Raw genomic sequence first — 25,640 nt, forward strand, 5'->3', positions numbered from 1 at the left:
CCGTGGCTCGGGCGGGAGCATCAGAACTTCGGCTCCGCCGCCTGGGCCAGCACCAGCTCGGCCGCCTCCTCCCGCGTCTCCACCGAGGGCGGCGAGCCCTCCAGAGGACGCCGCGCGGTCTCCTTCATGCAGGCCACCGCGACCACACCGACCAGCGCCGCGGCCATCGCGTAGTACGCGGGCATCAGATCGCTGCCGGTCGCCCCGATCAGGGCGGTGATGACGAGCGGCGTCGTGCCGCCGAAGAGCGAGGTCGACAGGTTGTAGCCGACCGACAGGGAGCCGTAGCGGACATCGGTCGGGAAGAGCGCCGGAAGCGCCGCCGACATGGTGCCGAGCATGCAGACCAGCGACAGGCCGAGCATCAGCATGCCCGCCGTGATCGCGGCGACGCCGCCCCGGCCGATCAGCAGGAACGCGGGCAGCGAGAGGAAGAGGAACCCGAGCATGCCCGCCATCAGCACCGGCTTGCGCCCGAACCGGTCGTTCAGCCGGCCCACCTGAGTCACGATCAGCATCAGGAAGACCATCACAAGCAGCAGGATGAGCAGGCCGTGCGTCTCGCTGTAGCCGAGCTCGTCGGTGAGGTACGTCGGCATGTACGACAGCAGCATGTAGTCGGTGATGTTGTACGCCCCCACCAGGGCGATGCACAGGATCAGCGTCGGCCACTGCTGCCGGAAGATCCTGCCCAGATCCCCCTTCGTCGAGGTCTCCACCGCGTCCGCGGCCTCCGAGGCGCGCGCCGACTCGTTCTCCAGCTTCCGGAAGGCGGGCGTCTCGTCGAGCCGCATCCGCAGATAGAGACCCACCAGACCCAGCGGGCCGGCCACCAGGAACGGCACGCGCCAGCCCCAGGCCTCCATCGCGTCCGAACCGAACCAGGCGGTGAGCGCCGTGACCAGTCCCGCCGCCCCGACGTACCCCGCGAGGGTGCCGAGCTCCAGGAAGCTGCCGAAGAAGCCGCGGCGCCGGTCGGGCGCGTACTCGGCGATGAAGGTCGAGGCGCCGCCGTACTCGCCGCCCGTGGAGAAACCCTGGAGCATCCGGAAGAAGACCAGCAGCACCGGCGCCCAGAAGCCGATCGAGGCGTACGACGGGATCAGGCCGATCGCGAAGGTGCCGAGCGCCATGAGGATCATCGTCAGCGCCAGGACCTTCTTGCGGCCGATCCGGTCGCCCATCGGGCCGAAGAACATGCCGCCCAGCGGTCGGACCAGGAAGGCGACGGCGAAGGTCGCGAACGAGGACAACAGCTGGACCGTGTCGTTCCCGGACGGGAAGAACACATGGCCGAGCGTGACGGCGAGATAGGCGTAGATGCCGAAGTCGAACCACTCCATGGCATTGCCGAGAGAGGCCGCCTTCACGGCACGCCGCACCGCGGCCTCGTCGGTCACCGTGATGTCGGATCGCCGAAGCCTGGGCTGTTGCCGCCGCGTGATGGCCCTGAACAGCCGCGGGTGGCGCCTGAGGGCATCGGGGTCGGCCGCGTTGTCGTGCTCGCGGTCGATGGCCGACATGACCGTACGTCCTTTCTCGGGGGGTCAACTCCAAGAGGAACATCTGCACGGTCATGCCGTTCGCAAACGAAGGTCCCTGGTGATGGGACCACCGTCACGTTCGGGAAGGGCCTCAGTCCTGGATCTTCAGATCCTTGATGATCTTGGCCACATGGCCCGTCGCCTTCACGTTGTAGAGGGCGCGCTCGACCTTGCCCTCCTCGTCGACGATCACGGTCGAGCGGATCACGCCCGTCACCGTCTTGCCGTACAGCTTCTTCTCGCCGAAGGCGCCGTAGGCCTCCAGGACCTCCTTCGACGGGTCGCCGACCAGCGTGACCTTCAGGGACTCCTGGTCGCGGAACTTCGCCAGCTTCTCCGGCTTGTCCGGGGACACGCCGATGACGTCGTAGCCCGCGCCGGCCAGCACGTCCAGGTTGTCCGTGAAGTCACAGGCCTGCTTCGTGCAGCCCGGGGTCAGCGCCGCCGGGTAGAAGTAGACGATGACCTTGCGGCCCTTGTGGTCGGCGAGCGAGACCTCGTTGCCGTCCGCGTCGGGCAGGGTGAAGGCGGGGGCGGTGTCACCGGGCTGAAGTCGCTCGCTCATGGCTCTCCTCGAAGGATGTAGGCGTACGCCAGAAGAGCCTAATGGGGGTCGGGGACGACCTGCGGGCGCCGAAGCTGAGAGACTGACCGTCAACGACCGATTACGACTACGGAGGCAGCGCGGTGTCGGACGCCAGGACCCCTGCGCAGATCGAGGCGGACATCGTCCGCCGGCGCGAGCAGCTCGCCGTCACTCTCGACGAGATCGGCATTCGGATGCACCCGAAGACGATCATCGGCGACGCGAAGGCGAGGGTCGCCTCCACGGTCGACCAGACCGCCGGGCGGGCCTTCGTCGCCGTCAACCGGACCGTGTCCGACGTGAAGGCCCGCTTCACCCACGACGACGGCGCGCCGCGCCTGGAGCGGGTCGTCCCGGTGGCGCTGGCCGCCGTGGCCCTCGTCGGACTGCTCGCGGTCTCCGCCCGCAGGCGCAAGTGACGACCCGGGGATGACCCGGGATGACCCCTCCCCGGTACGGCCGACACGCCCGGACAGGTAGGTTCGAGCCGTGAGCGAGAACACCCACGACAAGCTGCCCATCCGGATGCTCCACGACCGTGTCCTGGTCCGGACCGACTCCCCCGAGGGGGAGCGACGTTCGGGCGGCGGCATCCTGATCCCGGCCACCGCCGCCGTCGGCCGTCGGCTGGCCTGGGCCGAGGTCGTCGCGGTCGGCCAGAACGTCCGTACCGTCGAGACCGGCGACCGGGTGCTGTACGACCCCGAGGACCGGGCGGAGGTCGAGGTGCGGGGCGTCGCGTACGTCCTGATGCGGGAGCGCGACCTGCACGCGGTGGCCGCGGACCGGTTCGAGGGCTCCAAGGACACCACCGGCCTCTACCTCTAGGGACCGTTCGACGCAGAAGACCTGGTGACCGGCGTCACCAGGTCTTTTGCGTGCCTTTTGCTAGCCTGGACCCACCCGACGAGACGCGCCGTACCGGGCCTACGCGGTAGTACGCAAAGACGACGCACCCCTGTTGATCCGTCTCGCGGAGGTGTTCGTCGTCATGGCCTGGGTTCTTCTCATCGTCGCCGGTCTGCTCGAGGTCGGCTGGTCGATCGGCATGAAGTACACCGACGGGTTCACCCGGCTCTGGCCCAGTGTCTTCACGGGCGCCGGGATCATCGCTTCCATGATGCTGCTCTCGCACGCGGCCAAGACGCTGCCGATCGGTACGGCGTACGGCGTGTGGGTGGGCATCGGCGCGGCCGGTGCGGCGGTGCTCGGCATGGTGGTGCTCGGCGAGCCGGCGACCGCCGCCCGGATCTTCTTCGTCTGCCTGCTCCTGGTCGCGGTGGTGGGACTGAAGGCGACCTCGGGCCACTAGGGATCGGTGAGGTTCCGTGAGGGGGAGCTGAGCCCCCTGGTCTACGGGGTCACCAGGTTGAAGACCGGGTAGACCTTCGGCTCCACCTCCGGAGCACCGGCCTCTCGCAGGAGCGGCAGGACGATTTCACTGAACTGCCGGAACGCCTCCTCCGACTCCCAGACGTCGGCGACGAACCAGCCATCGGGAGTGGGGGCGGAGGTGTGCGAGATGAGGCCCGGTACGGGCCAGTCCGCAGAGTTCTTGACCAGGCCACGGCCGCCGTTCACCTTCTCGGAGACTTGCTCTTACTGAGCCTGGGTCATACCGGGTTGGTCGAAGATCGCGATGATCGCCATGCAAGGGCTCCAATCGGTGCACGTTCTGCAGAGTCGTCCCAGTCGACCAGCGGGGTCAGCCCGCCGCACCTTGGGCTGCGCCGTACGCGCGTGGACGGCATCCCGACGCCGGGCCGCCCCTAGGGGGTGGCGGGCGGCGCGGGGGGCGGGGGCTGGGCGTGGGGCGTTGCCGTATCCGGCAGGGGAACCGGAACGGGAACCGGATCGATGGCGGAAGACACAGGCGTGGAGGTGCGCGAGGCGGGGCTCCCCGCGCCTTGGCCGGCCGTCTCGAACCCGTGCCGCCGCGCCTGCTCCTGCTCCTGCTCCTGCTCCTGCCCGGGCTCCTCGGGTACGTCGGGCAGCGGCGGGACCGGCGGGGCCGGCGGCTCCTCCATCCCTTCCGCCAACTGGAGCTCGAACTCCCGCGCCTCCGTGCCCGCCAGCGCGTCCCGCGTGAACTGGCCCCAGATCTCCGCCGGCGCCCCGCCCCCGTTGATCCGCGGCCGGCCGAGCGCCCCGTACAGCGGCTTCTGTTCGCCCGTCCCCGGGTCCTGGCCCATCATCGTGACCACGGTCGCCAGGTCCGGGGTGTACCCCGCGAACCAGGCCGCCTTGTCGTCCTCCGCCGTACCCGTCTTGCCCGCCGCCGGCCGGCCCGCTGACAGGGCCGCCGTACCCGTACCGCTCTCCACGACACTGCGCAGCACCGACGTCGTCGTGTCGGCGGCCTCGCGGCCGACCGCCTGTGTGCTCTCCGCGGCCGGCAGTTCCAGCTCCTCGCCGTCCTTGCTGATGCTGTCGACGAGGGTGTGCCTGCCGTGCCTGCCGTGGTTGGCGAGGGTGGCGTACGCCTCCGCCATGTCGAGGACGCTCGCCGTGGCGGTACCCAGCGCGATGGAAGGGGAGGCGTTCAGGTCGGGGGTGTCGGCGGGCAGGCCGAGGGCGACGGCGGTCTCCTTGACCTTGGCGGGACCCACGTCCACCGCCATCTGCGCGTACACCGCGTTGACCGAGCTGTCGGTGGCGGCACGGACGGTGATGTCGCCGTACGACACGTCGTCCTCGTTGGCCGGGTCGTAGAGCCCGCCGCTCCAGCCCTGCACCGGGCGCTTGTTGGTGCCGTCGTAGTAGGTGTTCGGGGTGATCGGCTCGCCCTCCTGCGTGTGCGAGCCGCGCTCGACGGCCGCCGTGAGGACGAAGGGCTTGAAGGCGGAGCCGACCTGGTAGTCACGGCGGGTGGCGTTGTTGACGTACTGCTTGGTGTAGTCGACGCCGCCGTACAGGGCGACGACCCGGCCGGTCGCCGGCTCGATCGCCGCGCCGCCGACCCGGACGAAGCGGTCGACCGGATTCCGTACCGGGTCGAGCTTCGACATCACCTGGTCGTCGACGGCGGCGACGAAGGCGTCCTGCTTGGCCTTCTCCAGTGTGGTGGTGATCCGGTGGCCGCCGCCGGCCAGGGTGTTCTCGTCGAGGACACCGTTGCTGGTCAGGTACTCCTCGACGGCCTGGACGATATAGCCGCGCTGTCCGGAGAGTCCGGTCGCCGGGCGGGCGGTCTGGGGGGTGGGGAACCGCATGGCGGCCCGGTCGGCGGGGGTCAGCCACTTCTCCTTGACCATGCCGTCCAGGACGTAGTTCCAGCGGGCGAGCGCCCGGGTCCGGTTCTCGGGATGGGTGGCCACGTCGTACGCGCTGGGCGCGTTGAGCAGCGAGGCGAGGTACGCGCCCTGGGCGGTGTCGAGTTCGCCGGAGTCCTTGCCGTAGTAGGCGCGGGCGGCGGCCTGGATGCCGTAGGCGTTGCGGCCGAAGTAGCTGGTGTTCAGGTACCCCTCGAAGATCTCGTCCTTGCTCTTCTCGCGGTTGAGCCTGATCGCGATGAAGAACTCCTTCACCTTGCGGGTGACCGTCTGTTCCTGGACCAGGTAGTAGTTCTTGACGTACTGCTGGGTGATGGTGGAGCCGGACTGCTTGCCCTTGCCGGTGACGGTCTTCCAGGCCGCGCGGACCATGGCCTTGGGGTCGACGGCCCGATCGGAGTAGAAGTCCCGGTCCTCGGCGGCGAGGACGGCGTGCTGGACGGGGAGGGGGACCCGTGCGAGCCGGACGTTCTCGCGGTTGACCTCGCCGTCGCGGGCGATCTGGGTGCCGTCCTTGTAGAGGTACACATTGGACTGCGCGATCGCGGTGGCGTTGGCGGGCGGGATGTCCACCAGCAGGTATCCGGCGACGAAACCGCCGGTCAGCAAGAGGGTGACCAGCAGGAACGTGCCGAGCAGCCACCGCAGGACACGGCGCCTGGGCCGCTTCTCGGCCTTGGAGGGGGCGGGCGGCTTGGCGGGGAGGGTGGGATCCCTCGGCTCCCAGCCGGACCGCGTCGGCTGAGCGTCGCTCATGGGCTGAGCTCCCGTACCGGATGAAGGGGGCATGGAACCCCATACTGCACGCACCGGGACAAAAGCCAGGATTGCGACTCGAAATCCGCTCGCGATGGCGGTACGGACCCCGCTAGGGTCGTGGGCTTTGGTGTCGACCGGAGGGGAGGGCTGCGTGCTGCGGCTCTACATGACGGTGGCCGCGGGTGGCTTCCGGCGCCATGCCACGTATCGCATGGCCACAGCCGCGGGGGTGTTCACCAACACCGTCTTCGGTTTCATCCTGTCGTACACCTATATGGCCCTATGGGACGAGCGGCCACGGCTGGGTGGGTACGACAGGGCGGACGCGCTCGCCTATGTGTGGATCGGTCAGGCGCTGATCGCCGTCTGCGGGCTGATGGGCGGTGGCTTCCAGGAAGAGGTGATGGAGCGGATCCGGACGGGTGACATCGCCGTCGACCTCTACCGCCCCGCCGACCTCCAGACCTGGTGGTTCTCGGACAATCTGGGCCGTTCGGCGTTCCAGCTGCTGGGCCGCGGGGTCGTGCCCATGGCGGTCGGGGCGCTCGCCTTCGACTTCGCCCTGCCCTCGCGGCCGTCGACCTGGCCCGCGTTCCTGCTGGCGGTGGCGCTCGGCTCGATCGTCAGCTTCTCGATCTGGTACCTGGTCGCCATGAGCGCGTTCTGGCTGATGGACGGCCAGGGCGTGGCGCAGGTGGCCTGGCTGGGCGGCCTGTTCTTCTCCGGGATGCTGCTGCCGCTCAACGTCTTCCCGGGGGCGCTGGGCGAGGTGGCGCGGGTGCTGCCGTGGGCGTCGATGCTGCAGATCCCGGCGGACGTCTATCTGGAGAAGTACGAGGGGTGGGGGCTGCTCGGCGCGTACGCGTTCCAGGGCTGCTGGGCGACGGTGCTGCTGGCGGCGGGCCGGTTGGCGCAGACGCTGGCGACACGGAAGGTGGTGGTGCAGGGTGGCTGAACACCCGGTGGAGGGACCGGTGTCCGAACGCCCCGTGGGGGAAGGGCCGGTGGCCGCCGATCGGCCGGTCCTCGGTGAGTCCTGGGCCGCCGATCGGCCGGTCCTCGGTGAGTCCTGGGCCGCCGATCGGCCGGTCCTCGGTGAGTCCTGGGCCGGCGAACGGTCGGTCCTCGGCGAGTCCTGGTGTACGTACCGGATGGTCGCGGGGATGTGGATCCGGTCGACGATGGCGTACCGCTCCTCCTTCGCGCTCGCCCTCTTCAGCAGCTTCACCGTCACCTTCTTCGACTTCGTCGTCATCCTGCTGATGTTCGGTCAGGTGCGGGGCCTCGGCGGCTTCTCCTTCCCCGAGGTCGCGTTCCTCTACGGCACCACCAGCACGTCCTTCGGGCTGGCGGACCTGACGATGGGCTCGCTGCAGCGGATGGGCAGGCGGGTGCGGCTCGGCTCGCTCGACACCTTCCTGCTGCGCCCGGTGCCGGTGCTCGCGCAGGTGGCCGCGGACCAGTTCGCGCTGCGGAGGTTCGGACGGGTGCTGCAGGGCCTGTTGGTCCTGATCTGGGGGCTGCTGCTGCTCGACGTGGAGTGGACGGCGGCGAAGGCGCTGCTGTTGCCGGTGATGCTGGTGTGCGGCGCGCTGATCTTCTCGGCGGTGATGGTGATCGGCGCGTCGGCGCTGTTCTGGGCCCAGGACGCGGCCGAGGTCACGAGCTCCTTCACCTACGGCGGGAACACGCTGCTGCAGTATCCGCCGTCGATCTTCGCGCAGGACCTGGTGCGGGGTGTCGTCTATGTGGTGCCGCTGGCGTTCGTGAACTGGGTGCCGGCGCTGTACATCCTCGGAAGATCCGCCCCCGCCGGGGTGCCGGACTGGACGGCGTTCGCGTCGCCGCTGATCGCGGCGGTCTGCTGTGCGCTGGCCGGTCTGGCGTGGCGGGCGGGGCTTCGTTCGTACCGATCGACAGGGAGCTGAGCGTGACCTTCATCGAGCTGGAGGACGTGGAGAAGGTCTTCTCCGTACGCCGGAAGGCAGGACTCCTACGCCGGGAGAAGAAGGAGGTCCGGGCGGTCGACGGGATCAGCTTCGCTGTGGAGCGGGGCGAGATGGTCGGCTACATCGGCCCGAACGGCGCCGGCAAGTCGACCACGATCAAGATGCTGACGGGCATCCTCACCCCGAGCGGTGGCCGGCTGCGGGTGGCCGGTATCGATCCGTCGCGGGAGCGGACCCGGCTCGCGCAGCGGATCGGCGTGGTGTTCGGGCAGCGCACCACGCTGTGGTGGGACCTGCCGCTGAAGGACTCGTACCGCCTGGTCCACCGGATGTACCGCATCCCGGACGACCGCTTCACCGCGAACCTCGCCCGCTGCGTGGAGCTGCTCGACCTCGGGGACCTGCTCGACGTCCCGGTACGCCAGCTCTCCCTCGGCCAGCGGATGCGCGGCGACATCGCGGCGGCGCTGCTGCACGACCCGGACGTGCTGTACCTGGACGAGCCGACCATCGGCCTCGACGTGGTGTCGAAGGCGCGGGTACGGGAGTTCCTGCGGGAGCTCAACGCCTCGCGGGGCACGACGGTGCTGCTCACCACCCACGACCTCACCGACATCGAGCAGCTCTGCAAGCGGGTGATGGTGATCGACCACGGGCGGCTGATGTACGACGGGGCGCTCGCGGGGCTCCACGAGGCCGGGGAGAGCGAGCGGTTGCTCGTGGTGGACCTGGAACGGGAGCTGCCGCCGATCCAGGTGGCGGGGGCCCGTCACGTACGGTCGGAAGGCCCGCGGCAGATACTCGCCTTCCCGTCCTCCGCCTCGGCGGCACCGGTCGTGGCGGCGGTGGCGGAGGCGTATCCGCTGATGGACCTGTCGGTGCGGGAGCCGGACATCGAAGCCGTGATCGCGAAGATGTACGGGGAACGGGAACTCGGCGCGCGGGCGGGGAGTCCCTGAGGTAGGGAGGTCAGGTGATGAGCGACACGAGGAGCAGGGAGACGAGGGTCCCGCTGGTGGGGTTCTCGTACACGGCGGCGGACGAGGAGAGGCAGCGCGGAGTCCGCCGCATGAAGACCTTCGCCACGTCCCTGCTGGTCGTCGTCGCCGTCGTCTACGCCCTGGCGACGTGGGCGGAGAACGAGGGCCTCGGTCCCTGGGCCGCCTATGTGGCGGCGGCGGCGGAGGCCGGCATGGTGGGCGCGCTGGCGGACTGGTTCGCGGTGACGGCGCTGTTCCGGCGCCCGCTGGGGCTGCCGATCCCGCACACCGCGATCATCCCGACGAAGAAGGACCAGCTGGGCGCCACGCTCGGGTCCTTCGTCGGCGAGAACTTCCTGTCCGCCGATGTCGTACGGGGAAGGCTGCACGCCCTGGGGATCGCCGGCCGCCTGGGCGGCTGGCTCGCCGAACCGGCGCACGCGGACCGCGTCACGAGTGAGCTCGCCACAGCACTGCGCGGCGCTCTGACGGTGCTTCGGGACTCCGACGTCCAGGCGGTCGTCGGCGAGGCGATCACCCGGCGGGCGGAGGCGGCGGAGATCGCGCCGGGCATCGGCAAGACGCTGGAGAAGATCGTCGCCGACGGGGCGCACCACCGGGCGGTGGACCTGGTCTGCGCCCGGGCTCACGACTGGCTGGTCTTCCACGCCGACTCCGTGATGGACGCGGTGCAGGGCGGGGCGCCGGGCTGGACACCGCGTTTCGTGGACCGTCGGGTGGGCGAGCGGGTCTACAAGGAGCTCCTCCGCTTCGTGACGGAGATGCGGGACATGCCGGCGCACCCGGCGCGCGGCGCGATCGACCGCTTCCTGACCGACTTCGCCACCGACCTCCAGGGGGACACGGACACCCGGGCCCGGGTGGAGCGCCTGAAGGGGGAGCTGCTGGCCCGCCCGGAGGTCCAGGACATCATCGCGTCGGCCTGGTCGTCGGTGCGTGGCCTGATCATCGCGGCGGCGGAGGACGACCACAGCCAGCTGCGCCTGCGGGCGAGGGCCTCCCTGATCTCGCTCGGCGGACGCCTGGTGACGGACGGCCGGCTGCAGTCGAAGGTGGAGGGCTGGGTGGAGGACGCGGCGTCGTACGTGGTGACGACGTACCGGGACGAGATCACGTCGCTGATCAGCGACACGGTGGCGGGCTGGGACGCGGACCAGACCTCGCGGAAGATCGAGGCGAACATCGGCCGGGACCTGCAGTTCATCAGGATCAACGGCACGGTGGTGGGCGCACTGGCGGGCCTGCTGATCTACACGGTGAGCCACGCGCTGGGCGGCTGAACCCCGGGGCGGCGCCGGGCGGCCGAGTTCCGGCTCAGCCACCCGGCGCCTGGGGACCACGCACGGAGGGAGGGGGCCCGTGCCGTGCGCGGCGGGGGAGGTGCCCCCAAGTACGCACGGCGGGACCGGAGCGTTCAACGCGCGCTCGGGACGAACGACCGGAGACCGGCAGACTTTTGTGCCGGGTGACGGCCCGGAGGCCGGAGGGTCGTCCGCCCTTCGCCGCGGGCGTCAGCCCTTGTTCCGGGTGACGGCTGGAGGGTCGTCCGCCCTGGGGCGCGCGCGAGGGTCAGCCCTTGTTCCGGGTGACGGCCCAGGAGGCCCCGGCCATGGCCCCGGCGACGGTGAACACCGCGGGCCAGGCCCCGACCTTCTTCGCCAGCGGATGCGACCCGGCGAACGCGGCGACGTAGGCGGCCGTGAGCCCGGCGGCCGCCTTCCCGCCGGCCACCTGCTGCCACTCCCGCGCGGCGACGGCCCCGGCACCGGCGAGCACCGCGCCCCCAAGGGGCCGCTTCTTGCTCCACCGGGCAACGGCGTAACCACCGACGAGCCCGGCGGCGGCGATGGCGGGGGCGGGGATGCGGGGCATGAGGGCAGCCTCTCTCTCGGGTGAGTCGTCTACGGTCACGAGCCTAACTTCAGCCCTCGCAGCCGACCCCGTCACCGTCCCGGTCCAGGTGGCTGCCGTACCCGGGATCACCACGGTGCACGGGGGCGGCACCGGCGGCCCGGGCGGCCGAGCAGTTCTTGTAGTACGTACTGTCGCCTCCGCCGCTGGTGCTGCCCCCGGTGGCCGACCCACCGGAGCCGCCGGACCCGCTCGATCCGCCGGAGTACGGCTCGCACCCCACCCCGTCCCCATCCCGGTCGAGATGGCTTCCGTATCCAGGATCACCGCGGTGCACGGGCGCCGCGCCGGCCGCCCGGGCGGCATCGCAATTCCGGTAGTAGACGGGAGCAGGCGTTGCCTTCTTCGTACGCGTCGGTACGGGCGTGGGCGTCGGAGTGGGTCGCGGTGCGGCGACCGTGATGCGCACGACGGCGGTGCCGCCCGCGATAGCCGGGTCCTTCGGCTTCACCCGGTAGACGAACTCGTCCTCACCGCTGTACCCGGCCGCGGGCGTGTAGTTGATGTGGACGCCGTCGACTTCGGCGGTGCCGTGACCGGGCTGGGAGTCGACGGTGAGCGCGTACTCGCCCCCGTCCAGGACGCTGGTCAGCGGCTCCTCGCCACCACCAGAGGCCTCGCTGGCGGTGTCGTTGGCGAGCACGGCGATGACGAGCCGCGCAGCCTCGGCACTCTCCTCGTCGTCGACGAGCTTCAGCGTGACTCCCGGCGTCGGCGTCGGCGTGGCACTCGTCGCCACGGAACCGACCTGCTTGGCATCATCGGCACCACTGCCGCCGCCCCCACCGCCACACCCAGCGAGCGTCACAACGGCTGCGGCCGAGGCGATCAGCACTCTTCGAAGGCGACGTATTTTTCCCACACGCACAACAGCCCCCAAGGCATTCCGCTTACGGAGAAGCACCGATGCTGCCACGGATGAGTGCGAGGCGCGGCGGAAACGTGAACTTCCGGTGAAGGCGGGTGGGGGAGGCTCTGGCGAAGCCCTCTAACTAGCGGCTGGCGCCGGGCTCGCCTGATTCCGGTGAGCATCGGCGAAGAGCAGGGTGGGCTCGGCGAGGATGTCGCGGCCCGCTTCGCTCTTGTAGATCTCGTCGACGCTGCCGAACCGAGCGTGGGAGTAGTCGAGTTCGAGCAGTGCAGCCGCCTGCCGGACCGATGCCTCGTCGGGGCCCTCGATCTCCACGAAGGTGGGAAGGTCGGGCCAGGTGTCGAAGTCGAAGGCGACCTCGCCCAGGCGCCACTCCTCGCGGTAGTTCTCCTGGTAACGGACCTCGGTGAGGCCGAGGCGGCGCAGGATGTCGGCCATGGCGTGCAGGTCGGTGACCTCGGTCTCGATCTCGGTCGTGCCGTCGATCGTCGTGGCGTCGGTGACCTGCTTGAGTGTGAGCGTCGAGCGGGTGCCCTCATCCCGCAGGCGCAGCCACGCGCCTCCGTCGAGGTTGTCGTTCTCGAAGATCTTGCGGGTGAGGAGGGTGCGAGGGAACGCCTGGACGGCGCCGAGGGCGGTGAGCTTGGCCTGAAGGTCGGCGACGTCGATGGCCAGGAACTTCGCCTCGTACTCGTGCTTCATGAGTCCTTCTTTCTGTATGAGTGGGGGAGGGTGGACGTACGGGCCGCGAGGAGCAGGCCCATGCGGTGGGTGTGGTCCTTGAGCTGACCGATGTGAGCGCGCTCGGTGAACTCGTTCGTGCGCAGTGTGAGCAGCACGTCCCAGTCGCCGACGAAGTGGTGCCGCAGGCGTTCGGGGGAGGTGTAGTGCTCGACCAGGTGGTGGCGTTTCTCGACGGGCATCATGAACTCCGCGCCGAACAGACCGCCCGGGCGGACCAGGCGCTGCATGCGATCGACGAACTCGGCGAGCGGGCGGTGGTGGTTGGCACTGTAGTGCCACGAGCAGCTCGTCCAGATCGCGTCGCACGGGATGTTCAAGGGCGCGCCGTGAAGGAAGTCCTCTTCGGCGAGCCGCACTTGGTCGTAGAGACCTTCGAGCTTGAGCCTGTCGATCAGGCCCATCGCATGGGCTCGTGTGTCACCCGGGAGGCTGACCTCGCCCCCGTGCAGGGAGAGCGCGTCACGTTCGATGGCGAGGACGCGATATCCGGCAGTGGCGAGCGGCAGGACGAACTTGCCGTCGCTCGCCCCGACGACCGCGACGGTGGCGTCAGGGGCGACCCGTTCCCTCAGCGTGGCGAGGAACTGAGGGAAGAAGGTAAGGGTGTGCTCCCACAGGCTCTGTGTGCGCACGGGAGTGTGCTCCTTGCGTGTCGGAGGCGAGGATCGCTTGGAGGACCTCGTCGGGGCTGAGGTCTGTGGTGTCCACGCAGCGCATCGGGAACGGGGTGTAGGCGTCGGTCACTCTGTCCGTGACCGTCTCGACGAGGGCGTCCCAGTGGGAGACCGGCTTGTCCCTCGCGGCGAGGCGGCGACGGCGCTCGTCCTCGGCGCAGACGAGGTAGTAGGTGACGGGCCGGGGCAGGGTGGGCGGCAGGGTGACGCGAAGGCCAGTCCCGAGGGCACGGTGGTTGGCCAGGCAGCGGGCGAAGTAGCTCTCCACGACGACCGGGACGCCGGCCGTCAGGTAGCGCCGTATCTCGTCGGCCGCGGTGAACAGCGCGGAGAGGTAGAAGCACATCCGTGCCTCGACATTCCTCCGCTTGTCCACCTCCCGCCTCAGGGGCTGGAAGACGGGTGGCACGGTGGGGACGAGGACGGCCTGGCGGGCCTCGGCCAGCATCGGCGCGATGGTCGACTTACCGGTGCCCCGTAAGCCTTCGAGACTCTCGAAAAGCGGGTGGTCAGGCACGGGCGTACACCACGTCCGGCACCGCGAGCGTGAGTTCGTCCGTTGCGGAGGGCCGGTGGGCGATGCGGTTGGCGGACTTCTCGTACCAGAACGCGTGCGAGTCCTTGCCGACCGCCTTGCAGGACATGGTGAGCGCACCGCGCGGGTCGGCCTCGATCCGTTCGATCTCGCCCGGGCCGTCGGCCGGCGCGCAGATCTCCGGCGCGCCGTGCTCGGACAGGTCCTCGTCGACGATGACGTCGATGGACAGTGCGGCAGTCTGAAGCTCCTCGCGGAGCCTGCCGTAGGCGGTCGGGTCGGTGACCAATAGTTCCGGGTGGTCTGCGGCGTTGCCGACCGCGCGCAGGTGGTGCAGCTTGAGCTGCTGGACGCCGAATTTCTGCAGGATGCGGGCCAGGGGCAGCACCTCGTCGACGTTCCGCGACGTCACGGTCATGGTCACGCCCGTCGTCACGCCGAGCTCCCGCGCGAGATTGAGCGCACTGAGCGCTGCCTGGTAGCTGCCGAACCTGCGGATGCGGTCGTTGGTCGAGCCGACGCCTTCCAGGGAGACCCTCAACAAGTCCAGGTGGGGAGCGATTTCGGTCAGACGACGCTCGATCCGGTACCCGTTGGTGCAGATCTCGACCTGCTGGCCCAGTTCCTCCTTGGCGTGTCGGACGACCTGGGCGAGGTCCTTGTAGACGAACGGCTCCCCGCCGAGCAGGGTGACGGCCTCGGTGCCGTACTGCTCGCGCATCAGCGTGATGATGTTGATGGCTTGCTCAGCGGTGAAGGCGTCGGCGTGCTGGAGCCTCTTGCCGTGGAAACAGTGGTCGCACTCGAAGTTACAGCGGTACAGCAGCTGGAGGTACAGCATCCGGATCTTCCGGATCCCGGTGACTTCCCCGATCACTTCGGCTCCTTAGACTGGTTGCCTGATGGGAGCCCCGATAGTGGCCGAGCGTCCGGGGACCGCGTCACCGCGTCTAGGGACAGCCCAAGGACGTCCTGGGACGTTTTCCGTACGTCGCGAAAGTCTCCAGAATCCCGAGAAGCCGCGCGGTGTCCGACAGGTCCGGCAGCACCACGGACGCGCCCGCCGCTGACAGCTCCTCGCCGCTGTGGATACCCGAGGCGACCGCGATGATCCCGGAGCCCGTGGCCAGCGCCGCCTCGACGTCTCGCGGTGTGTCCCCCACCAGTACGGCGGGCGCGTCGGCAGGCACGCCGTGGAGCCGCCGGGCCCGCTCGCGGGCGACCGCGACAAGGTCGGGACGAAGCTCGGCGTCCGCGCCATAAGCGCCCGCGGAAAGGTCCAGCAGGGAATCGAGGCCGAACGCGGACAGCTTCACTCGGGCGTTGGCGGCGATGTTGCCAGTCAGGACCGAAGACACCCAGTCCTCATGTGCCGAGGCCGCCTTGAGAGCCTCACGTACGCCCGGCAGAGCGGTCCCCCTCATCCGGAGATCGCCGAGACGCTCCTCTCCGGCACGGGCGAGGGCGGCCTCAACAACGGGCCAGTCCGGCTCCGGCAGACCGTCCCTAAGGAACATGTCGCGCATGATCAGGCGATCCGTACGCCCCTCTGTCCGCGCCGGCCCGGACGGCCCACGTCCCACAAGCGCCGAGAAGGCGGCAGCGTAGATCTCCTTGCTCACCCCCGCGTTCTCGATGAGAGTGTGGTCGATATCCCAGAGGACGATGAGCTGCATTCCATCAGGGTAGGTACCTGGCGCGCCTCCCCGTTCTACGAGAACGACCCATACCGTCCTTGCGTGATCACGCCGGGCACCGCTTCCATACCTCTGTGAACGAGCGACTGCACTCCGTACTCGCCCAGCGCGGTGTCCCACCCGAATCGCTCGCGGAGGTCTGTGAGGTGGATCCGAAGACGGTAAGTCGCTGGCTTGGCGGGCGCGTTCCCCATCGTCGGCACCGATTCCGGGTCGCGCGTCATCTGAGGGTGGAGGAGACGTTCCTCTGGCCCGCCCAGGCCCGACGGGCCGTGCGGTCCAGTGACGGACTAGGGACCGAGCTCGTCGGCACCTACCAGAACCGCGCGAGCGTCCCGCGGGACATGTGGCTCTCCCTGCTGCGGGAGGCCCGGGAGGAGATTGGCGTCCTCGTCTTCTCAGGCACCTTCTTCGCGCAGTCCAACCCCCATGTCGCCAAGATGCTCGCCGAGCGCGCCGCCGACGGTGTTCGGGTGCGCCTCTGCTTCGGCGACCCGGAGGGGCAGGCAGTCGCCATCCGGGGCCGGGAGGAGGGCATCGGCGACACCCTGGCTGCGAAGATCCGGGCCTCCCTGACGTACTACCGGCCCCTGCTGTCCGAGGCGGGATGCGAAGTGCGGCTGCATGACACCACGCTCTACACGTCCCTGTTCCGCTACGACGACAACCTGCTGGTCAACCCGCACGTGTGGGGCCAGCCGGCGAGCGCCAACTCCCTCCTCCACCTCAACAAGGCTGACGGCACGGGGTGGTTCGCCAACTACGCTCAGAGCTTCGAAGCCGTCTGGGCCGGCGCACGGCCCTGGACACCCGACCAGAAGGGGACCGCCTCGCATGGGCAGGACTGAGTACTACAACGACCCCGCCGCCCCGAAGGCGAACACCCTCATCCCCGCCAGCAACCTGCTCGTCGTCGACGACAGCGGTGCCATCCTGCTCCAGCGGCGTCGCGACACCGGCCAGTGGGCCCTCCCCGGCGGGGCCCAGGACATCGGCGAGACGGCAGCCGAGTGCGCCGTACGGGAATGCCTGGAGGAAACCGGCATCGTCGCCGAGATCACCGGCTTCCTGGGCGTCTACACCAACCCGAACCACATCGTCGCCTACACCGACGGCGAGATTCGCCAGCAGTACGAGAACACCTACATCGGCCGCCCCGTAGGCGGCGAGCCCACCATCAACGACGAGGCCGACGGCGTCCGCTTCGTCCAGCCGGCCGACCTCGACCAGTACGACATCCATCCCAGCATGCGCCAGCAGATCGGCGACTACCTCGCCGGCACCTACCCCTACCTGGGCTGAGCCGCCAGGGCCGCCTCCACGCGCCCCACGGCGGCGAAGATCTCCGGTTCCGCCCGACGGATGAACCGCCCGACCACGCTGTCATCTCCGTAGCGGCCCCGGATCTCCGCGACACGCTCCTCGGCGGTGGTCCGGCCGCCGTCGGGTGTAGTCGTCATGTCGCAGTAGACCAGCGTGTCCACCAACAGCGGCTCCTCCAGCAGCGGGAACTCCGCCGCCAGCTCCTCCCGCAGTCCGCGCTCCTCGGCCTCCAGGAGCGCGAACGAGTGGTTCGCAACCAACCGCACCAGTCGCTGGTCGGCCCCGTGCTCGTCGCGGAGAAACCGGGCGCCGTCGAGCGGGTGGAAGCCGGTTACGGCGAGCCGGGGCGCGTACCCCACGTCATGGAGAAGCGCTGCCGCTGTCAGCAGGTTGGCGTCCTGGCCGAGGATGCCCCCGAGATCAGTGGCACGGACTGCTACCCCTTGCGTGTGCGCCCACCGCCGCGGAAGCACGGCTCTGAGTTCTGCCTCCGCCACCCGCGTCGCCCACTCCACGATCAGATCGTCCATGCCACGCTCCCCAACCCGAAACTGCCCCGACCAGTCCGCACTGGACACTCCGCTCAGCGCGCATGGTGACGGCCTCTGAGCGCGACTGCCGCAACAAACACCTGCCAGGCATCCGTAGTCACGGCCAGCACGGGTCCCCTAGGGCGCTTCGAGTCCCTTACGAGCGTCGCTTCGCCAGCCCTCGCGCACTCCATGCACTCGCCACCGGAGCCGTTGCTGTAGGAGGACTTGAACCACTGTGCCGGCCCAGCGCTCGTTGCGTGCGGATCGTTCATTGTGAGTATTCCTTGAGAAGCGAGTTGATCAGCTGGACCGAACGGTGAGGGCTCGCCGCAGCAGCCCGCAGATTGTCAAAGGCTCTCGTGTACTCGCGTACATCATCGGCTCCCTCCAGGTAGATGGCATCAGTGATGCCGTCCCGGTACACGATGTCTGGGTCTTCGGGATCAGGAAAGCCCATCAGCGTGAACGAACCCGTGGCGGGATAAGAGCCGGCGTCGAAGGGCAGCACCTGCAGAGTGACACTCGGTAGCTCTAGCGAGGCAAGAACGCGTTCAAGCTGGTCCCGCATCAACGCCCGGTCGCCGACGATATTGCACAGAGTGCTCTCATGGACGACGAACCAGGCGTCCGGGGCGTTCGCGCGGGTGAGCATCGCCTGACGTTCCATTCGTACCTTCACCGCTCGTTGGATGTCTTCCTCAGTCATCTGATTGGTAGCGCGATGCAGTTCGACGGCGTACGCGGGGGTCTGCATCAGCCCAGGTAGAAACTCGCACTGGTACTGCCGGAACGTCGAAATGTCCTGCTCCAGGCCGATGTAGATGGAGAACCAGGCAGGGATGCCGTTGCCGTGAGCCTGCCACCAGCCCTTCGTCTTGGCTTGCCGTGCCAGCGACTTGAGGAACTCTCGAAGTTCGTCGTCGGTGTTGTAGAAGCGGCACAGCGCGTCGACGTCTGACGGCTGTACCCGACCGGTGCCCGTCTCCATGCGGTTGACCTTGGACCCACTCCAGTCGAGCGCCTCTCCGACCTGTGCGCACGTGAACCCGTTGGTCTCGCGCAGTTTCTTCAGCTCGATCGACAGCCGTCGACGACGTGCCGTAGGCGAACCGGCCATCTCAACCCTCTTTTCCGTAGCGGGGATTCAGTCTCCGCGTCGCGGCGCTGGCTTGCCAATCACTCGATGGTGGGAATCCCACAGTGCACATTGCATGAGGGGATGTGTAACGCGATGCTAGCCAGTCATGACGCTCCGTCATGGGCGAGAGGCTGGGAGGACTGGTATGAACGGAGACGGATGCATGGTTCGGAAGTCGTGGGAGTTTCCCTTCCTGGCTGAGCCGGCGGAAGTAGCCGCGCTTCGGCGCATTGTGAGGCTCCACTTGAAGGCCTGGGGGTTGCCGCGGCAGACAGAAGTAGCTCAGGTGTGTGTCAGCGAACTCGTCGCGAACGTCATTCGGCATGTGGGTGTGGGGACGCCGACAGCGCTCCGTCTCTCCATGAGAGGCACGTACCTGCGCCTTGAAGTACGCGATCCTGACTCCCGGGCGCTGCCGACGTTGGTCGCGGTTGACCCTGACTCCGAGTCGGGACGCGGCATGGCGCTGGTGAACGCGATGGCGGACCGGTGGGGTGTCCTGCTCGGATCGGATCACAAGGTGACGTGGTGCGAGATCGCGACCGATCTGTCCACGCCGAATGGGCATGCTGGCGGCGTCCGCGTCACGCGTGCGGAAGCGATGATCTGTCTCTACGGCGCGGTGGCGTCTCCGCGCGCGGTGAACGCAAGTCGGCTGAGCGGGGCCGTGGCCAAGGACGCCGCGATCGATGTGATCGTGGATCTCCTCCACTGGATGGTTGCGCACGGCTTCGACGCTGATGACGTGCTGGATATGGCTCAGGCGCGATTCGAGTCAGGCGTATGAGACGCATGCGTTGACGGGGTTAGGTGAGATCCAGTGTGTGGCGGGCGTACCTGATCTAGATTCTCCGCATGGGGATTCGAGACATGCTCAGCGAGGTCGCGAGCACATACGACCGCACCGCCGGCTCGACGCGTGACGTGAAGGGGCAGCAGGTGCTGCGAAGGGTGGCGAGTCGTACGGATCTCGCCCTTCCACCGGGCTTCAAGGCCAAGGGGCACGGGGGACAGACGACTCCGGCGGCGACCCCGTGGATCGGGATCTTCGATGAGCGAGGGGAGAGGGATCCCAAGAAGGGGCTGTACCTCGCGTATATATTCAGCGCCGATCTGAAGAACGTGACCCTGACCCTGCAGCAGGGCATTACCTGGCTGGAGGATCGCCTGGGTAGGGGGGTCGCGCGGGAGGCACACCTGCGTCATCATGCGGCGCGCCTCCGCCGGGCCGTGAGGCGGCAAGAGCGGCAGGGATGGGGAGACGAGCCCGAACTCCGAGACAAGGCGGCTCGACCCCGGGCTTACGAGGCGGCCAGCGTGATCGCCAAGTCGTACGACACGGCCGCTCTGCCCAGTGATGTCGCGCTGATGGAGGACCTGCTCGTCGCCATAGAGTCACTGCGGCGGGCGGAGGAGGCCGACCGTGTCTGGTGGATGAGCGACGACGCGGATGCCCTTGAGATGTCCTACGTGCCGGGCGGCCACGCTCAGCCGGTAGCCGATCCGCTCGCGGGATTCCACCCAAAGAACAGCAGCGAGTACGTGGCGCAGATTACGGCCCGACAGCAGGTCAAGCAGCGAAATCACGAGAAGCTCATCGAAGACTTCGGCCACTACGTCGCGCAGCGTGGATATTCCCCCATCACGCGAGGTCAGCATCCTAAAGACCTCGTGCTGCGGCGTTCCGGCGCCGAGGCAGAGATGGACGCCGAGTGGTTGATCGAAGCGAAGGTTGTTCGTAGTGGAAACCCGACGAAGGCGGTCCGTGAGGCTGTTGGGCAACTCTACGAGTACCGCCACTTTCTCTACGAGCGGCAGTGCGAACCCTTCCTCATAGGGCTCTTCTCCGAAGAGATCGGTGTCTACGCCCCGTACCTGGAGGAGCGCGGAATCGCCTCGATCTGGCGGGAAGGCGCCCGATGGGGCGGCTCCTCCATGGCACACGAATGGGGGCTCGCCTCGGCGTAGTCCGCGTCACTCCTGGTCGCCCCCGTGGCACTCCCCGTACGTCCGTCCCGAGCCGCACCAGCACGCCGCGCCGCGGGGCGGGGGCCAAGGTGTGGCGCGGCCGCGGGCTGCCAGGGTGGTGGCGTATTGGGGGAGGAGGTCCGCGTTGGCCGGGGAGGAGGCCTCGGAGGCGGCGAAGGCCTCGTAGGAGGGGACCGTCGCCGGGACGATGCCGAGGTTGGGGGTGCCGGCCTGGGCCAGTTCGCGGAGGGAGGCCTCGATGTCCGTGAGGTGGGCGCGGTAGGTGGGGTACTCGGATTCGAGTTCCGGGTACGACGTCAGGAGCTCGTCCAGTTCCGCCTCCGGCCAGTGGAGGACCGCCACCGGGAAGGGGCGGGAGAGGGCCGTGCGGTAGGAGCCCAGTTCGCTGCGGAGACGGGTGATCTCGGCCTGGAGTTCCGCCGGGTCCGAGGAGCCCAGGGACCACAGGCGCTTCGGGTCGTGGAGCTCGTCCAGCGGCACGTCCGCCGTGTGGAGGGCGTCCGCCAGGGTGTCCCAGTCGTCGTGGGGGAGCGCCAGCAGTCTGCGGACCCGGTGGCGGGTCAGGAGCAGGGACTGCGTGGCGTGGGGGAGCGCCGTGTCCGAGGCCGTCGGTGCCAGGAGCCGTGCCGCCTCCGTGGCGATCGCCTCCGACAGCTCCAGCTCGTCATGGGATTCGAGGGTTTCCACCACGATCTCCCATGGCGCCGCCTCCGTGGGGGCCGCCGCCCGGACGCCGTCGATGATCGCCCTCGCCTCGGCCTCGTGGCCGTACTCCCAGAGGTTCGCCGCCTTCAGCGCACGGATCAGGGGAGAGTCGACGGGGGACGACGAGAGCAGCGTGTCGTACAGCTGCGTCGCGCGGGCGCGGTCGCCCGACAGTTCCAGGTGAGCCGCGGCCTGGAGGAGCAGCGGCTCCTGGTCCTCGGGGTACTGCGCGGCGGTGCGCAGCAGGCGCTCGGCTTCGGTGGTGTGGTCGGCAGGCGTGTCGGGGCGCATGCCGACCACCGTACTGCTGTACGGCCCTGGAGAGTTGGCTCGTCAGCGCTTATCGTGCCCCGCGTGCGGGACAGGGTGCCGGTCGTCGTTCAGGCGCGCGGGGTGCGGAGCGTACCCGCCCGCGTCCTCTGGGCCTGCGCCGAGACCGTCGTCACCTGCGGTGTCGTCCTTCTTCTCCTCGTCGTGCACCAGCTCTGGTGGACGAACCAGCAGGCCCGCGCCGAGGCCACGGAGCAGGTGCGTGTCCTGGAGCGGGAGTGGGAGGGATCACCCGAGCCCGAGCCCGATCCCCAGGCCGAGCCCCCACCCCAGGGGGAGGCAGGGTCCGGGACCACCATGGACCCCTCGGCCGCCGATCCCACGGTCGAGCCGGATGCCGTCCCCGAGGCCCCCGCCCCTCCCGTGTCCCGAGCGACCTACGCCGTCCTGCGCATCCCGCGCATCGGCCTCACCGCCCCCATCGCCCGCGGCGTGGGCAAGCGGTCCGTCCTCGACAAGGGGTACGTCGGGCACTACCCCCGTACCGCCGCGCCGGGGCGTCCCGGGAACTTCGCGCTCGCCGGGCATCGCAACACCCACGGCGAGCCCTTCCGGTACATCAACCGGCTCCGGGTCGGGGACGAGATCACCGTACGGACCAGGGACCGGGAGTACGTCTACCGCGTCGACCAGGTCCTGCCGCGGACGGCCCCCCGTGACACCGGCGTCATCGCGTCCGTCCCGCGTTCCCTCGTCAAGCCCTCCTACGGGTACTCCTCGCCCGGCTCCTACCTCACCCTGACGACGTGTACGCCCGAGTTCAGTTCCGCCTACCGGCTGATCGTGTGGGCGAAGCTCGTTCCGTCGGAGTGATCGGACCGTACGCGGGCCGCGCCCAAGGTGACCGCCGCCCCCGCCAGCCCCAGTGCCGCCGACACCACCAGCGCCGTGTCCGGGCCCGCCGGCGACAGCGCGAGCGTCAGAGCGACGCCGGCCGCCGAACCGATGTAGCGGGCGGTGTTGTTGGCTCCGGACCCCATCGCGGCCCGTTCCGGCGGTACGGAGTCGACGGCGAGGCGCGGCAGAGCGGCGTTCAGGAGGCCGCTGCCGGCGCCCGACACGAACAGGCCCGGCAGGAGGCGAGGCCAGGAGCCGTCCCCGTCCAGGGCGCCGAGGAGTCCGAGGACGCCCGCCGTGGAGAGCGCGAAGCCGACGGCCAGCTGGTGGTGCGCCGCCAGCCGGCCCGCGAGTCGGCGGGCCTGGAGCGCCACGAGGAACGCCGTGCCCGACCAGAGGACGAACATCCACGCCGCTCCCAGCGGTGACATCCCCATTCCGCGCTGGAGGAGCGCTGGCAGGCAGCTGAACAGGCCGATCACCGCGAGGCCGGTGAACAGCGCCCCGGAGGTGGCCGCCAGGAACGCCGGGCGGCGCAGGAGCGCGAGGTCGATCATCGGGGTACGGCTCCGGCGCTCGACGGCCACGAAGACCGCGGTGAAGGCGGCCGCGCCGAGCAGCAGGAGGCCGACGGGGACGCGCAGCCAGCCGTCCCGGCCCAGGGTGAGCGCGGTGAGCAGGGCGGCGAGCGCCAGGCCGAGGGCGAGTGCCCCGGCGACGTCGGGCCGGCCGCCGCGCGGTGCGCGGGATTCGGTGAGGGTACGGGTGCCCAGCGCGGCGACCATCAGGGCGGCCACCGCCAGCACGTCGTACGCGAGGCGCCAGTCGATCAGGCTCAGCGCGCCCGCGAGCAGCGGGCCCAGTGCGATGCCCGCGCTCACGAACGCCCCCCAGACGCCCGTCGCCCTGATCCGGTCCGGGCCGGAGGGGAAGGCGTGGGCCAGTAGGCCCAGGCTGCCCGCCAGGACGGCCGCGCTCGCCGCCCCCTGGGCGACGCGGGCGAGGGTGAAGGTGAGTGTGGAGGTCGCGAACGCGCCGAGGCCGGTGGTGAGGCCGAGCGCCAGGGTGCCGAGGAGGAAGACCCGGCGCCTGCCGTGGTCGTCGGCGAGGCTGCCGGCGATCAGGAGGAGGACGGCGAGGCCGAGCGGGGTGCCGTTGAGCAGCCACGCCTGCGCCGAGGCCGGGGTGGCGAAGGACGCCGCCATGTCCGGGAGGGTGAGCATCGGGGCGGTGTAGTTCATCAGCGTGACCGCGGTGGCGGCGCTGGTCACCGCGAGCGTGGCGGTGGGGCGCCGGACCGTCGCGGGCGGCCGGGCGCCGACGGCGGTGGGGGCGGGGGAGCGCGGGGGCATGGCGGGAGACCCCTTCCGTCGGGCCGTCGGGGAGGCAGGCCGCCCACCCTACGGTTGGTTCGTTCATTGAACCTTGCTGCTGGACGCTAGCACCGTTGGTTCGGTGAATGAACCATGTACGCGTAAAGTGGCTCCATGGCCCTCGGTAAGGACTACGCGGCGCAGCAGTGCTCCATCGCCCGCGCCCTCGAAGTCGTCGGCGAACGCTGGACGCTGCTCGTGGTCCGTGACGCCTTCTACGGTGTGCGGCGCTACAGCGACTTCCTCGTCCACCTCGGCGCCCCGCGCGCGGTCCTCGCCTCCCGGCTCCAGGCGCTCGTGGAGGCCGGCGTCCTGGACAGGCGCCGCTACCGGGAGTCGCCGCCGCGCGAGGAGTACGTCCTGACCGAGCGGGGCCTCGCCCTCTGGCCCGTCCTGCGCTCCCTCGGGCTCTGGGGGCGCGACCAGGTCCCGGGCGCCCTGCCCGTACGCCACTTCCACCACGCCGACTGCGGCACCGAACTCGGCCCGTACGGCGAGTGCCCCGCCTGCCGCGTCCCCGTACCGCCCGCCGAGGTCGAGATGCGTCCCGGAGCCGGACTCGATCCGGACCCGGCCGATCCGGTCAGCCGCGCCCTGCTCCAGCCCCGCCGGCTCCTAGCCCCCCTCGCCCCGCCCCCGGCTCCCTCCGCTCCCCTCGTCCCTTCCGAAAGTGATCGTGTATAACGGCGGAGAGGGTTCAAGTGACGTGTGAAGGGGGCGAGATGGGCAGGCACCTGTTCCTGCGTGTGATCTCCCCGCTCCTCTTCCTCCTCGCCGTCGCCGAGCTGCTTCTCTCCGACGGCGCGAGCGTCTCCGCCGCCGTCGCCCTCGCCGCGGCCACCGCCGTCTGCGCCCTGATCGGCGCCCCGGCGCCCGCCTCCGTACCCCCGACCCGGGTACGCACCGCCCTGCGCGACCGCGAGCAACGCACCGCCTTTCTGCCGCAGCGCGACCCCGACGCCGCAGGCCGCAGCAGGCCCCGAGCACCCGGCCGTCCCCTCCCGACGGCCGCGTAGGGCATACCCGACACCCGCGTGCCCCGCGGTTCCGTCATGCCGACCTTCTTCGTTCCGGCACGACGAGACCCCTCGGAGGGCTCCCCATGTCCGTTTTCGCCACCCTGGTCGAGCAACTCGCCGACCTGCTCCAGCCGCTGTTCGCCACCGCCGCGACCGCCGCCGCGATCGTCCTCTTCACGGCGCTCGTCCGGCTCGCGATCCACCCCCTCTCGCGGGCCGCCTTCCGCGGCCAGCAGGCCCGTACGCGCATCGCTCCCCAGCTCGCGGAGGTGCGCGCGAAGCACGCCGAGAACCCCGAGCGGCTGCGCGAGGAGGTCATGGAGCTGCACGCCCGCGAGAAGGTCTCGCCGTTCTCCGGGATCCTGCCCAGCCTGCTCCAGCTCCCCGCGTTCCTGCTGATGTACCACCTCTTCGCCGGCGACCGGATGGCCGGACACAGCCTCTTCGCCGCCCCGCTCGGCGACCGGTGGGCCGACGCGCTCACCGACGGCGGCCCCTTCGGCCCCGCCGGACTCGTGTACCTGGCGCTGTTCGCGTTCGTCGCCGTCGTCGCCACGTACAGCTACCGGCGTACGAAGCGCCAGATGGCCGAGAGCGCGGCGGCCCTCCCTCAGGGGCCGGGCGCGGGTGCCCTCGCGAAGGTCATGCCGCTGTTCGCGTTCGGCACGCTCGTCACCGTCGCGGTGGTCCCGCTCGCCGCCGCTCTCTACATCTCACCAGCACCACCTGGACCGTCGCGGAGCGCGCCCTGCTGCTCTGAGCTACCGCCGAGTAAGGGTCCAGGTTGTGAACGGGGTATTGCAGAGTGGTCGGTTCTCTTGGAGGATCGACCAACCCTCCGATATCTCCG

General features: G+C 69.7%; 30 protein-coding genes, 1 pseudogene and 1 riboswitch. Of the genes and pseudogenes, 15 read left to right on the forward strand and 16 right to left on the reverse strand.

Features of this window, described 5'->3' with window-relative positions; translation table 11 throughout:
* Positions 1 to 20: 20 nt before the first annotated feature.
* The gene (gene proP, locus J7E93_RS24340; protein WP_215072070.1) at positions 21 to 1,523 is read right to left on the reverse strand and encodes a glycine betaine/L-proline transporter ProP; all 1,503 of its coding nucleotides are present in this window, start codon (positions 1,521 to 1,523) and stop codon (positions 21 to 23) included.
* A 112-nt stretch (positions 1,524 to 1,635) separates the two neighbouring features.
* Complete coding sequence (gene bcp, locus J7E93_RS24345) at positions 1,636 to 2,109, reverse strand: thioredoxin-dependent thiol peroxidase (RefSeq protein ID WP_215072071.1); 474 nt, start codon at positions 2,107 to 2,109, stop codon at positions 1,636 to 1,638.
* Positions 2,110 to 2,231: 122 nt separating this feature from the next.
* On the opposite strand from bcp, the gene J7E93_RS24350 reads away from it, so the two are divergent.
* From J7E93_RS24350 to J7E93_RS24360, 3 genes are all read left to right on the forward strand, one after another.
* The gene (locus J7E93_RS24350) at positions 2,232 to 2,549 is read left to right on the forward strand and encodes a DUF3618 domain-containing protein (RefSeq protein ID WP_215072072.1); all 318 of its coding nucleotides are present in this window, start codon (positions 2,232 to 2,234) and stop codon (positions 2,547 to 2,549) included.
* A 70-nt stretch (positions 2,550 to 2,619) separates the two neighbouring features.
* A complete protein-coding gene (locus tag J7E93_RS24355; protein ID WP_189600978.1) occupies positions 2,620 to 2,958 on the forward strand; it encodes a co-chaperone GroES in 339 nt (112 codons plus the stop codon).
* Positions 2,959 to 3,005: 47 nt separating this feature from the next.
* Positions 3,006 to 3,087: riboswitch (guanidine-III (ykkC-III) riboswitch) on the forward strand.
* 34 nt (positions 3,088 to 3,121) lie between these two features.
* Positions 3,122 to 3,442, forward strand: a complete 321-nt coding sequence (locus J7E93_RS24360; protein WP_215072073.1) for a multidrug efflux SMR transporter — start codon at positions 3,122 to 3,124, stop codon at positions 3,440 to 3,442.
* Between the two features lie 41 nt (positions 3,443 to 3,483).
* Here J7E93_RS24360 and J7E93_RS24365 read toward each other — a convergent pair whose 3' ends face one another.
* The gene (locus J7E93_RS24365) at positions 3,484 to 3,711 is read right to left on the reverse strand and encodes a hypothetical protein (RefSeq protein WP_251067020.1); all 228 of its coding nucleotides are present in this window, start codon (positions 3,709 to 3,711) and stop codon (positions 3,484 to 3,486) included.
* A gap of 188 nt (positions 3,712 to 3,899) precedes the next feature.
* A complete protein-coding gene (locus J7E93_RS24370) occupies positions 3,900 to 6,158 on the reverse strand; it encodes a transglycosylase domain-containing protein (protein ID WP_215072074.1) in 2,259 nt (752 codons plus the stop codon).
* A gap of 157 nt (positions 6,159 to 6,315) precedes the next feature.
* On the opposite strand from J7E93_RS24370, the gene J7E93_RS24375 reads away from it, so the two are divergent.
* From J7E93_RS24375 to J7E93_RS24390, 4 genes are all read left to right on the forward strand, one after another.
* Complete coding sequence (locus J7E93_RS24375) at positions 6,316 to 7,116, forward strand: ABC-2 family transporter protein (RefSeq protein WP_215072100.1); 801 nt, start codon at positions 6,316 to 6,318, stop codon at positions 7,114 to 7,116.
* A gap of 196 nt (positions 7,117 to 7,312) precedes the next feature.
* Positions 7,313 to 8,089 (forward strand): ABC transporter permease, encoded by a 777-nt coding sequence (locus J7E93_RS24380; RefSeq protein WP_215072101.1) that lies wholly within the window; start codon positions 7,313 to 7,315, stop codon positions 8,087 to 8,089.
* Between the two features lie 2 nt (positions 8,090 to 8,091).
* Positions 8,092 to 9,069 (forward strand): ATP-binding cassette domain-containing protein, encoded by a 978-nt coding sequence (locus J7E93_RS24385; RefSeq protein WP_215072075.1) that lies wholly within the window; start codon positions 8,092 to 8,094, stop codon positions 9,067 to 9,069.
* 17 nt (positions 9,070 to 9,086) lie between these two features.
* Positions 9,087 to 10,391, forward strand: coding sequence for a DUF445 domain-containing protein (locus J7E93_RS24390; RefSeq protein WP_215072076.1), 1,305 nt, complete (start codon positions 9,087 to 9,089; stop codon positions 10,389 to 10,391).
* Positions 10,392 to 10,680: 289 nt separating this feature from the next.
* Here J7E93_RS24390 and J7E93_RS24395 read toward each other — a convergent pair whose 3' ends face one another.
* The 7 genes from J7E93_RS24395 to J7E93_RS24425 form a co-directional block, all read right to left on the reverse strand.
* On the reverse strand, positions 10,681 to 10,983 hold the full coding sequence (locus J7E93_RS24395; protein WP_215072077.1) for a hypothetical protein: 303 nt from the start codon (positions 10,981 to 10,983) through the stop codon (positions 10,681 to 10,683).
* 49 nt (positions 10,984 to 11,032) lie between these two features.
* Positions 11,033 to 11,761: an excalibur calcium-binding domain-containing protein gene (locus J7E93_RS24400; protein WP_308368769.1), complete on the reverse strand. Its 729-nt coding sequence runs from the start codon at positions 11,759 to 11,761 to the stop codon at positions 11,033 to 11,035.
* Positions 11,762 to 12,010: 249 nt separating this feature from the next.
* Complete coding sequence (locus J7E93_RS24405; RefSeq protein ID WP_215072078.1) at positions 12,011 to 12,595, reverse strand: class IV adenylate cyclase; 585 nt, start codon at positions 12,593 to 12,595, stop codon at positions 12,011 to 12,013.
* The gene (locus J7E93_RS24410) at positions 12,592 to 13,269 is read right to left on the reverse strand and encodes a class I SAM-dependent methyltransferase (protein ID WP_215072079.1); all 678 of its coding nucleotides are present in this window, start codon (positions 13,267 to 13,269) and stop codon (positions 12,592 to 12,594) included. Before J7E93_RS24410 ends, J7E93_RS24405 begins: the two co-directional genes overlap by 4 nt.
* Complete coding sequence (locus tag J7E93_RS24415; RefSeq protein ID WP_215072080.1) at positions 13,187 to 13,759, reverse strand: hypothetical protein; 573 nt, start codon at positions 13,757 to 13,759, stop codon at positions 13,187 to 13,189. The genes J7E93_RS24410 and J7E93_RS24415 overlap by 83 nt, the downstream gene beginning before the upstream one ends.
* A 61-nt stretch (positions 13,760 to 13,820) precedes the next feature.
* A complete protein-coding gene (locus tag J7E93_RS24420) occupies positions 13,821 to 14,723 on the reverse strand; it encodes a radical SAM protein (protein WP_215072081.1) in 903 nt (300 codons plus the stop codon).
* A 73-nt stretch (positions 14,724 to 14,796) separates the two neighbouring features.
* Positions 14,797 to 15,522 (reverse strand): haloacid dehalogenase-like hydrolase, encoded by a 726-nt coding sequence (locus J7E93_RS24425; RefSeq protein ID WP_215072082.1) that lies wholly within the window; start codon positions 15,520 to 15,522, stop codon positions 14,797 to 14,799.
* A 95-nt stretch (positions 15,523 to 15,617) separates the two neighbouring features.
* On the opposite strand from J7E93_RS24425, the gene J7E93_RS24430 reads away from it, so the two are divergent.
* Together J7E93_RS24430 and J7E93_RS24435 are read left to right on the forward strand one after the other, a co-directional pair.
* Positions 15,618 to 16,391 carry an XRE family transcriptional regulator gene (locus J7E93_RS24430; protein WP_215072083.1) on the forward strand — a complete coding sequence of 258 codons (774 nt, stop codon included), beginning with the start codon at positions 15,618 to 15,620 and terminating at the stop codon, positions 16,389 to 16,391.
* A complete protein-coding gene (locus J7E93_RS24435; protein WP_215072084.1) occupies positions 16,378 to 16,845 on the forward strand; it encodes an NUDIX hydrolase in 468 nt (155 codons plus the stop codon). Before J7E93_RS24430 ends, J7E93_RS24435 begins: the two co-directional genes overlap by 14 nt.
* Here the strand turns inward: J7E93_RS24435 and J7E93_RS24440 are convergent.
* Genes J7E93_RS24440 through J7E93_RS24450 form a run of 3 tightly spaced genes read right to left on the reverse strand, consistent with a single transcriptional unit; the run spans position 16,833 to position 18,516 of the window.
* On the reverse strand, positions 16,833 to 17,396 hold the full coding sequence (locus tag J7E93_RS24440; RefSeq protein WP_215072085.1) for an HD domain-containing protein: 564 nt from the start codon (positions 17,394 to 17,396) through the stop codon (positions 16,833 to 16,835). The two genes, J7E93_RS24435 and J7E93_RS24440, sit on opposite strands and share 13 nt — an antisense overlap.
* Before the next feature lie 53 nt (positions 17,397 to 17,449).
* Entirely contained in the window at positions 17,450 to 17,671 is a 222-nt protein-coding gene (locus J7E93_RS24445) for a DUF397 domain-containing protein (RefSeq protein ID WP_215072086.1), read from the reverse strand.
* Positions 17,668 to 18,516, reverse strand: coding sequence for a helix-turn-helix transcriptional regulator (locus J7E93_RS24450; RefSeq protein ID WP_215072087.1), 849 nt, complete (start codon positions 18,514 to 18,516; stop codon positions 17,668 to 17,670). The genes J7E93_RS24445 and J7E93_RS24450 overlap by 4 nt, the downstream gene beginning before the upstream one ends.
* 184 nt (positions 18,517 to 18,700) lie before the next feature.
* On the opposite strand from J7E93_RS24450, the gene J7E93_RS24455 reads away from it, so the two are divergent.
* On the forward strand, positions 18,701 to 19,324 hold the full coding sequence (locus J7E93_RS24455; protein WP_308368771.1) for an ATP-binding protein: 624 nt from the start codon (positions 18,701 to 18,703) through the stop codon (positions 19,322 to 19,324).
* A gap of 83 nt (positions 19,325 to 19,407) precedes the next feature.
* Positions 19,408 to 20,505, forward strand: coding sequence for an MrcB family domain-containing protein (locus J7E93_RS24460; protein ID WP_215072089.1), 1,098 nt, complete (start codon positions 19,408 to 19,410; stop codon positions 20,503 to 20,505).
* 6 nt (positions 20,506 to 20,511) lie between these two features.
* Here the strand turns inward: J7E93_RS24460 and J7E93_RS24465 are convergent, their stop codons facing one another.
* Positions 20,512 to 21,522: an SEC-C domain-containing protein gene (locus tag J7E93_RS24465; protein ID WP_215072090.1), complete on the reverse strand. Its 1,011-nt coding sequence runs from the start codon at positions 21,520 to 21,522 to the stop codon at positions 20,512 to 20,514.
* Positions 21,523 to 21,585: 63 nt separating this feature from the next.
* Between J7E93_RS24465 and J7E93_RS24470 the strand changes: the two genes are divergently transcribed.
* The gene (locus J7E93_RS24470; protein WP_215072091.1) at positions 21,586 to 22,374 is read left to right on the forward strand and encodes a class E sortase; all 789 of its coding nucleotides are present in this window, start codon (positions 21,586 to 21,588) and stop codon (positions 22,372 to 22,374) included.
* On the opposite strand, the gene J7E93_RS24475 is transcribed toward J7E93_RS24470, so the two are convergent.
* Positions 22,332 to 23,750, reverse strand: a complete 1,419-nt coding sequence (locus J7E93_RS24475; protein ID WP_215072092.1) for an MFS transporter — start codon at positions 23,748 to 23,750, stop codon at positions 22,332 to 22,334. The two genes, J7E93_RS24470 and J7E93_RS24475, sit on opposite strands and share 43 nt — an antisense overlap.
* 135 nt (positions 23,751 to 23,885) lie before the next feature.
* Between J7E93_RS24475 and J7E93_RS24480 the strand changes: the two genes are divergently transcribed.
* From J7E93_RS24480 to J7E93_RS24490, 3 genes and pseudogenes are all read left to right on the forward strand, one after another.
* Positions 23,886 to 24,455, forward strand: coding sequence for a helix-turn-helix domain-containing protein (locus J7E93_RS24480; RefSeq protein ID WP_215072093.1), 570 nt, complete (start codon positions 23,886 to 23,888; stop codon positions 24,453 to 24,455).
* Positions 24,456 to 24,493: 38 nt separating this feature from the next.
* On the forward strand, positions 24,494 to 24,787 hold the full coding sequence (locus J7E93_RS24485; RefSeq protein WP_215072094.1) for a DUF6412 domain-containing protein: 294 nt from the start codon (positions 24,494 to 24,496) through the stop codon (positions 24,785 to 24,787).
* Between the two features lie 86 nt (positions 24,788 to 24,873).
* Positions 24,874 to 25,550: pseudogene (locus J7E93_RS24490) on the forward strand (YidC/Oxa1 family membrane protein insertase).
* Positions 25,551 to 25,640 lie beyond the last annotated feature (90 nt).

Source organism: Streptomyces sp. ISL-36 (assembly GCF_018614205.1).
In the GTDB taxonomy this organism is placed as follows: Bacteria; Actinomycetota; Actinomycetes; order Streptomycetales; family Streptomycetaceae; genus Streptomyces.